The organism is Chthonomonas sp., assembly GCF_035294505.1.
Taxonomy (GTDB): Bacteria; Armatimonadota; Chthonomonadetes; order Chthonomonadales; family Chthonomonadaceae; genus Chthonomonas.
On record NZ_DATGKU010000236.1, the window covers coordinates 1 to 6,635 of the forward strand.

The following is a 6,635-nucleotide window of genomic DNA, read 5'->3' on the forward strand; positions in this document are numbered from 1 at the left end:
CGTGGCCTTCATCCGTGGGTTTGCTCGTCGCACAGTGCGTGAAATCGGCAACTTTTGGGTAGATACCACACGGGCAACCCTCTACATTCTCTTGCCGCTCACCTTCATTTTGGCGCTGCTGCTGGTGTGGCAAGGGGTTCCCCAGAACTTCTCTCCCTATACCAAAGTGACCACGTTAGAGGGGACGGCACAGCTTATTCCACAAGGGCCGGTGGCCTCTCAGGAGGCGATTAAGGAGTTAGGTACCAACGGCGGCGGCTTCTTTAATGCCAACTCGGCACATCCCTACGAAAACCCAACTCCACTTACCAATCTTTTGGAGATGCTGGCCATCTTCTTGATCCCTGCCGCGCTTACCTACACCTTCGGCAAAATGGTGGGCAATACCCGCCAGGGGTGGGCGCTCTTTGCTGCCATGAGCGTTATGTTCCTCATAGGGGTCTTCGTCTGCTATCAACAAGAACAAAGAGGCATTCCGCTGCTTCAAAGGGCACCTTTTAGGCTTGAGCTTAAGCCATCGCCACTTCAGCCGGGTGGGAACATGGAGGGCAAAGAGATGCGATTCGGCATTGCGGCCAGCGCTCTTTTTGCGACGGTCACAACCGATACATCCTGTGGGGCCGTAAACGCCATGCACGACTCTTTTACCCCTCTGGGGGGGTTGGTTCCCCTCGTGAACATGATGACCGGCGAGGTGATCTTTGGAGGAGTGGGTTCGGGGTTGGCCGGTATGCTCATTATCGCCATTATCGCGGTATTCATCGCCGGGCTGATGGTGGGGCGCACACCTGAATATCTCGGTAAAAAGATCGAAAAGTATGAGGTGACCATGGCGGTGCTGGTGATGCTTATCCACGCCGCCTCGGTGCTCGCTTTTACCGCCATCGCTTCCGACTTGCCTCTCTCCTCCCATAACCCTTTGAACCGAGTTAACGGGAGCACAACCTATCTCGGCGCCACCTACAACAACGTGAACAATACCGGTCCTCACGGCTTCTCCGAAATCCTCTATGCGTTCACCTCCACCACCGACAACAACGGTTCGGCCTTCGCGGGCCTTACCGCCAACACTCCCATCTACAACCTGCTGCTGGGGCTGGCCATGTGGGTAGGGCGCTTCTTCATGCTCATTCCCGCCATCGCCATTGCAGGAAGTTTGGCGCGCAAGAAGCTGGTTCCGGCCACTGCCGGCACCTTCCCCACCGATTCGAGCACCTTCGTGTTTCTGCTCGTTGGCACCACCATCATCATTGGGGCACTCACCTTCTTCCCCGCGTTGGCCCTCGGCCCCTTTGCCGAGCAGTTTCAAATGCTCAGTGGGAAACTCTTCTAAAAGGAGCAAACGATGCGAATCATACAAAATGACCGTAAGAATCCTGCTTCAGATAGAGCGTCGCGTTCTGGAAAGCAAACCCTCTCTCTATTTGAGCCTACCCTCGTAAAAAATGCCGTGCGCGATGCCTTTCGAAAGCTCCATCCGCGCTTGGTTGCCCGTAATCCCGTGATGTTTGTGGTATGGGTAGGCAGCCTGCTCACCTCCTATCTCTGGATAAAGCAGCTGATCACTCATACGGGTCAACCGCTTTTTACGGGTCAGGTGGCGCTTTGGCTCTGGTTCACCGTTCTCTTTGCAAACTTTGCCGAGGCGATGGCCGAAGGGCGAGGGAAGGCGCAGGCAGAAAGCCTTCGTAAAACCAAAACAGATACCTTGGCACGCAAGCTGGTTAATGGGAAAGAGGAGCGAGTGCCGGCCACCCAGCTGCGCAAGGGCGATGTGGTGGTGTGTGAGGCAGGCGATATCATCCCCGGCGATGGGGAAGTTATCGAGGGGATTGCCAGCGTGGATGAATCGGTGATCACGGGCGAATCGGCCCCCGTCATTCGCGAGGCCGGTGGAGATCGAAGCGCGGTAACGGGCGGAACGAAAGTGCTGTCCGACCGCATCGTCATCCGCATTACCGCCAACCCCGGAGAGACCTTCATAGACCGTATGATCGCCCTAGTAGAGGGGGCCCAACGCCAGAAAACCCCTAACGAGATCGCCCTCTCTATTCTGTTGTCGGGCCTTACTATCATCTTTCTATTGGTTTGTGTTACGCTGCCCCCCTTCGCCGATTTTGCCGTGCGCGTTACACAGTCCGGCCAATCGCCCTCCGTTACCGTGCTGGTGGCCCTGCTTGTCTGCCTCATCCCAACCACTATTGGTGGGCTGCTCTCCGCCATCGGGATCGCCGGCATGGATCGAGTTATGCAGCACAACGTGCTGGCCAAGTCGGGCAAGGCGGTGGAGGCCGCCGGAGATATTGACACCATTTTGCTGGATAAAACGGGCACCATCACCCTCGGTAACCGCCAGGCGGTGGAGTTTATTCCGCTTCCCAATGTAAAGATGGAGGATTTGGTAGATGCCGCTCAGCTCTCCAGTTTGGCCGACGAAACCCCGGAGGGACGCAGCATTGTGGTGCTCGCCAAAGAGAAGTACGGCCTTCGAGGGAGAGAGTTGGCTGCCCACCATGCCGAGTTCGTTCCCTTCTCGGCTCAAACGCGCATGAGCGGCATCAATATGGACGATCAACAGATTCGGAAGGGAGCTGCGGAGGCCATTAAGCGCCATGTGCTCTCTTTAGACGGTGAGATTCCCTGTGAACTCGACCCCATCGTAACCAATATCTCACAAAAAGGCGGTACCCCGCTGGTCGTCGCGAAAAACGAGCGTATTCTCGGCGTGATCTACCTAAAAGATGTTGTGAAAGGGGGCATTCGGGAGCGTTTCGAGCAGTTGCGCTCTATGGGCATCCGCACCGTTATGATCACCGGCGATAACCCGTTAACGGCTAAGACGATCGCGGAAGAGGCCGGGGTAGACGACTTCCTTGCCGAGGCCACCCCCGAAATGAAGCTGGCGCTGATTCGCCAAGAGCAGGCGGCGGGAAAACTGGTGGCCATGACCGGAGATGGCACCAACGATGCGCCGGCACTGGCTCAGGCCGATGTGGGCTTAGCGATGAACAGCGGCACCCAAGCGGCCAAAGAGGCGGGCAACATGGTAGACCTCGATAGCAACCCCACGAAACTCATCGAGGTGGTGGAGATCGGAAAACAACTGCTCATGACGCGAGGGGCGCTTACCACATTTAGCATCGCCAACGATGTGGCCAAGTATTTCGCCATCCTGCCGGCGATATTTGCCCCTATCTACCCCGCCCTCAACGCACTCAATATCATGAAGCTAACCAACCCCGAATCGGCCATCTTGGCAGCGGTCATTTTCAATGCGCTCATCATCATAGCGCTGATCCCGCTAGCCCTGAAAGGAATCGCCTATCGGCCGTTGGGGGCAGCAGCCATCCTGAGAAGAAATCTGCTGATCTATGGGTTAGGCGGTATCATCGCTCCTTTCCCAGGAATCTGGCTGCTAGATCGCCTCTTGGTCTTGCTACATCTCGCTTAAATCAACGAAGGAGAACGATACTATGAGAAGTCAACTGCGCCCTGCCATCGTTAGCGTTCTGACTTGGACGATCCTTTTGGGGCTGGTGTTCCCCGGCATCGTCACCCTTGTCGCCAACATCCTCTTTCCGTTTCAAGCGCACGGAAGTCTCATTGTACGCAACGGCAAAGTGGTTGGCTCGGAGCTGATCGGGCAAAACTTCGCGCTTCCTATCTACTTTCACCCACGTCCTTCGGCGGCAGGCAACGGCTACGACCCCACCAGTTCTGGAGGAACCAATCTAGCGCCTACGACGGATAAACTGATCAATGGCGTGCATCATGGCGCGAAGGCCACCGACAACTTCGACGGAATAAAAGACCTGGCTACAGCCTATCGTCAAGAGAACAACCTATCGAGCACAACACCGCTACCTACCGATGCCGTTACCCGTTCCGGCAGCGGACTCGACCCAGACATCAGCGTTGAAAACGCTCTCCTGCAGGCCGCTCGCGTGGCCAAAGCACGAGGCGTGGAGGTTGGCCGTGTCCTGCAGCTTATTCACGACTATACGCAACCTCGGCAGTTCGGCCTTCTCGGCGAGCCACGCGTAAACGTTCTACGCCTGAACCTTGCGCTTGACCGGCTCTATCCCATCACAAAGAGGCAATAGAGGCAAAATGTACAACGTGCGCACCCAGTTTCTCATCGGCTATCTCATCCTCATCTTTGTTTTGATGGGGGTGATCGTGGGAGGGATTCTGCAGGTGCGCCATCTAGGCACCTCTGTAGACCGCATCTTGAAGAACAACTATATTAGCGTGGTGGCTGCCGAAAACATGAAAGAGTTTCTGGAGCGCCAGGATAGCGCAGCTACCTTCTACCTAGCCGGACAGGTGGAGAAGGCGCGAAAGCAGTATCAGTTCTTTAGACCGCTTTTTGCCCAAGCGGCGGATGTCGAGGCCCATAACATTACAGAGCCGGGCGAACAACAGCTTTCCGACGACATCCAGCGCCAATTCGCCAGGTATCAGAAAGCGATAGAACGGTTGCTGTATGCAAGCCCTCCCATGTCGTCCAAGCAGGCGCGTGCCTACTATTTTCATGTGCTCGAACCGGCTTTTTTGCGGCTCAAGCAGCGGGCTCAAGACGTGCTCGATCTAAACCAAGAGGCCATTGTGAAGGCGGATAAACGCGCAAGAACCGAGGCGCGACGTGCTTTTTGGATGGGCATTACGGCCTCGGTGCTTGCTCTGGGATTGGCGCTTTTCTTCTCCTACAAAATGGTCAATTCCGCCCTCTCTCCTCTGCGTTCGTTGGTACGCCAAGCCGAAGAGATAGGAGCGGGGCATTTTAATCAGCGCATTGAGGTGCACCGCACCGATGAGATCGGTGCGCTTGCGCGTGCCTTCAACCAGATGGCCGAGAGGCTTCAAGAGGCGCGTCGTGTTGAAGAGGAGCGCTATCAACGTGCAGAACGCATGTCGGAAGCGGCGTTGGAAAGCCTTTACGACCCGGTGATAGTGGCCGATGCAGAGGGGAAGTTGGTGCATGTAAACCGCGCTGCCGAGGGGCTTTTTGGCCCGGAGGCAAGCCTTGTTGGGAAACCGATTGATGAGGCCATTCGGGATAAGAACATCGTCGCTGCGCTGCACAAGGCTATTCATCAACAAAGCGCCTCGGTGGCCGAGGATGAGGCCGGCATGGTTGACCTAGAGTATGCCGGCATTCCACGCACCTATCGCTTGCGCACCACCCCGATGAAGTCGGCGGAGGGAACGCTGCTCGGCGCCGTGGCCGTTTTGGAAGACATTACCCACCTGCGCCAACTCGACCGGCTTAAAACCGAATTCATCGGCATCGCCTCGCATGAGTTGCGCACGCCGGTGACCTCGTTGCAACTCTCAGTAGACCTCCTTCAAGAGGGCACTCTCGGCCCGCTAACCCCAGAACAGCAGGAGGTTATCCGATGCCAGAAGGAAGACCTACAGCGCTTAGACCGCATGATGCGCGATCTCCTCGACATCACACGTCTTGAAACGGGCGCAACCCCGCCTCGATTCGAGATCGTATCGCCTAAGCAGCTTGTTCAAAACGCCATTGAGGCCATAGAGCCTCAGGCAAAAGCGAAGAATCTCCACCTGCACGTCGAAGTATCTCCCTTGTTGCCCCAGCTTCGAGCCGACCCGGCCCAGATCAATCGCGTGCTGCTCAACCTGCTCAACAACGCCGTCCGCTTCACCGCAGAGGGAGGGCAAATTCATGTAAAGGCCTATGCGGAGGATGGGAAGGTCTTCTTTTCGGTGAAGGATACGGGTATCGGCATTCCACCCGAGTACCTTCCACGCATCTTCGAACGGTTTGTGCAGGTACCGGGGGTGGCGCGTAGTGGGGCAGGTTTAGGGCTTTCTATTGCACAGACCATCGTGAAAGCCCATGGAGGCCAAATAACCGTGGAGAGCACGCCTGGAAAAGGCAGCACTTTTACCTTCTATCTACCCGTTAAGGAGCTTTGAAAATGGCGCGCATTCTTGTTATTGATGATGAACCCAATATCTGCCGTATGCTTCAACTTACGTTACGAGCAGCTGGCCATGAGGTTGAAGTGGCCTACGATGGCCTGGAAGGCATCGCTAAGTTCGGAAATGGAGAGGCGTGGGACCTCGTTTTGTTAGACCAAAGAATGCCGGATGTGGAGGGCCTATACGTTCTAAAAGAGCTGAAGGAGCGCAATCCAGATGCAAAGATCATCATGATCACCGCTTTCGGAACGATAGACCTCGCCGTTTCCGCCATGAAACTGGGAGCTACCGACTTTTTGAGGAAGCCTTTTACGGCAAAAACCCTTCGCGGCGCTGTAGATGCGGCTCTGAATAGAGAGGCGACGGGTACTACAGAGCCGCATGAGCTGACCTACGGATTTACTACGGTCAACGGCTACCACATCGAGTTTCAACCGGATACCGCTCTCTACACCGGAGGGAAGTTTGAACAGACGTTCACCGTCACCAGCCCATCGGGAGAGAAAAGCCGGTGTAAGGTGATTCTCTTGCCGCATATCATCGAGCTTGTAAAAGCTTATGCCGATAGAGAGCAGTTTGCAGGCGGAAGTCGTTTTTGGCAAGCCCTGTGCGAAGAGGCTTTGGCCAACTATCTCTGGCAACACGCCGAACTCCCTCCTAATGGGGTGTTACAGGTAGATGAG

General features: G+C 55.8%; 5 protein-coding genes. All 5 read left to right on the forward strand.

Features of this window, described 5'->3' with window-relative positions; translation table 11 throughout:
- A partial coding sequence (kdpA, locus tag VKV18_RS14145) for a potassium-transporting ATPase subunit KdpA (RefSeq protein ID WP_324204831.1) occupies window positions 1–1,333 on the forward strand: 1,333 nt, incomplete at its 5' end.
- 12 nt (window positions 1,334–1,345) lie between these two features.
- Window positions 1,346–3,451, forward strand: a complete 2,106-nt coding sequence (kdpB, locus tag VKV18_RS14150; protein WP_324204832.1) for a potassium-transporting ATPase subunit KdpB — start codon at window positions 1,346–1,348, stop codon at window positions 3,449–3,451.
- A gap of 22 nt (window positions 3,452–3,473) precedes the next feature.
- Complete coding sequence (gene kdpC, locus VKV18_RS14155; RefSeq protein WP_324204833.1) at window positions 3,474–4,103, forward strand: potassium-transporting ATPase subunit KdpC; 630 nt, start codon at window positions 3,474–3,476, stop codon at window positions 4,101–4,103.
- 7 nt (window positions 4,104–4,110) lie between these two features.
- Window positions 4,111–5,946: a sensor histidine kinase gene (locus VKV18_RS14160; RefSeq protein WP_324204834.1), complete on the forward strand. Its 1,836-nt coding sequence runs from the start codon at window positions 4,111–4,113 to the stop codon at window positions 5,944–5,946.
- A 2-nt stretch (window positions 5,947–5,948) separates the two neighbouring features.
- Window positions 5,949–6,635, forward strand: a 687-nt coding sequence (locus VKV18_RS14165) for a sigma-54-dependent transcriptional regulator (RefSeq protein ID WP_324204835.1), incomplete at its 3' end; no start/stop codon positions are given.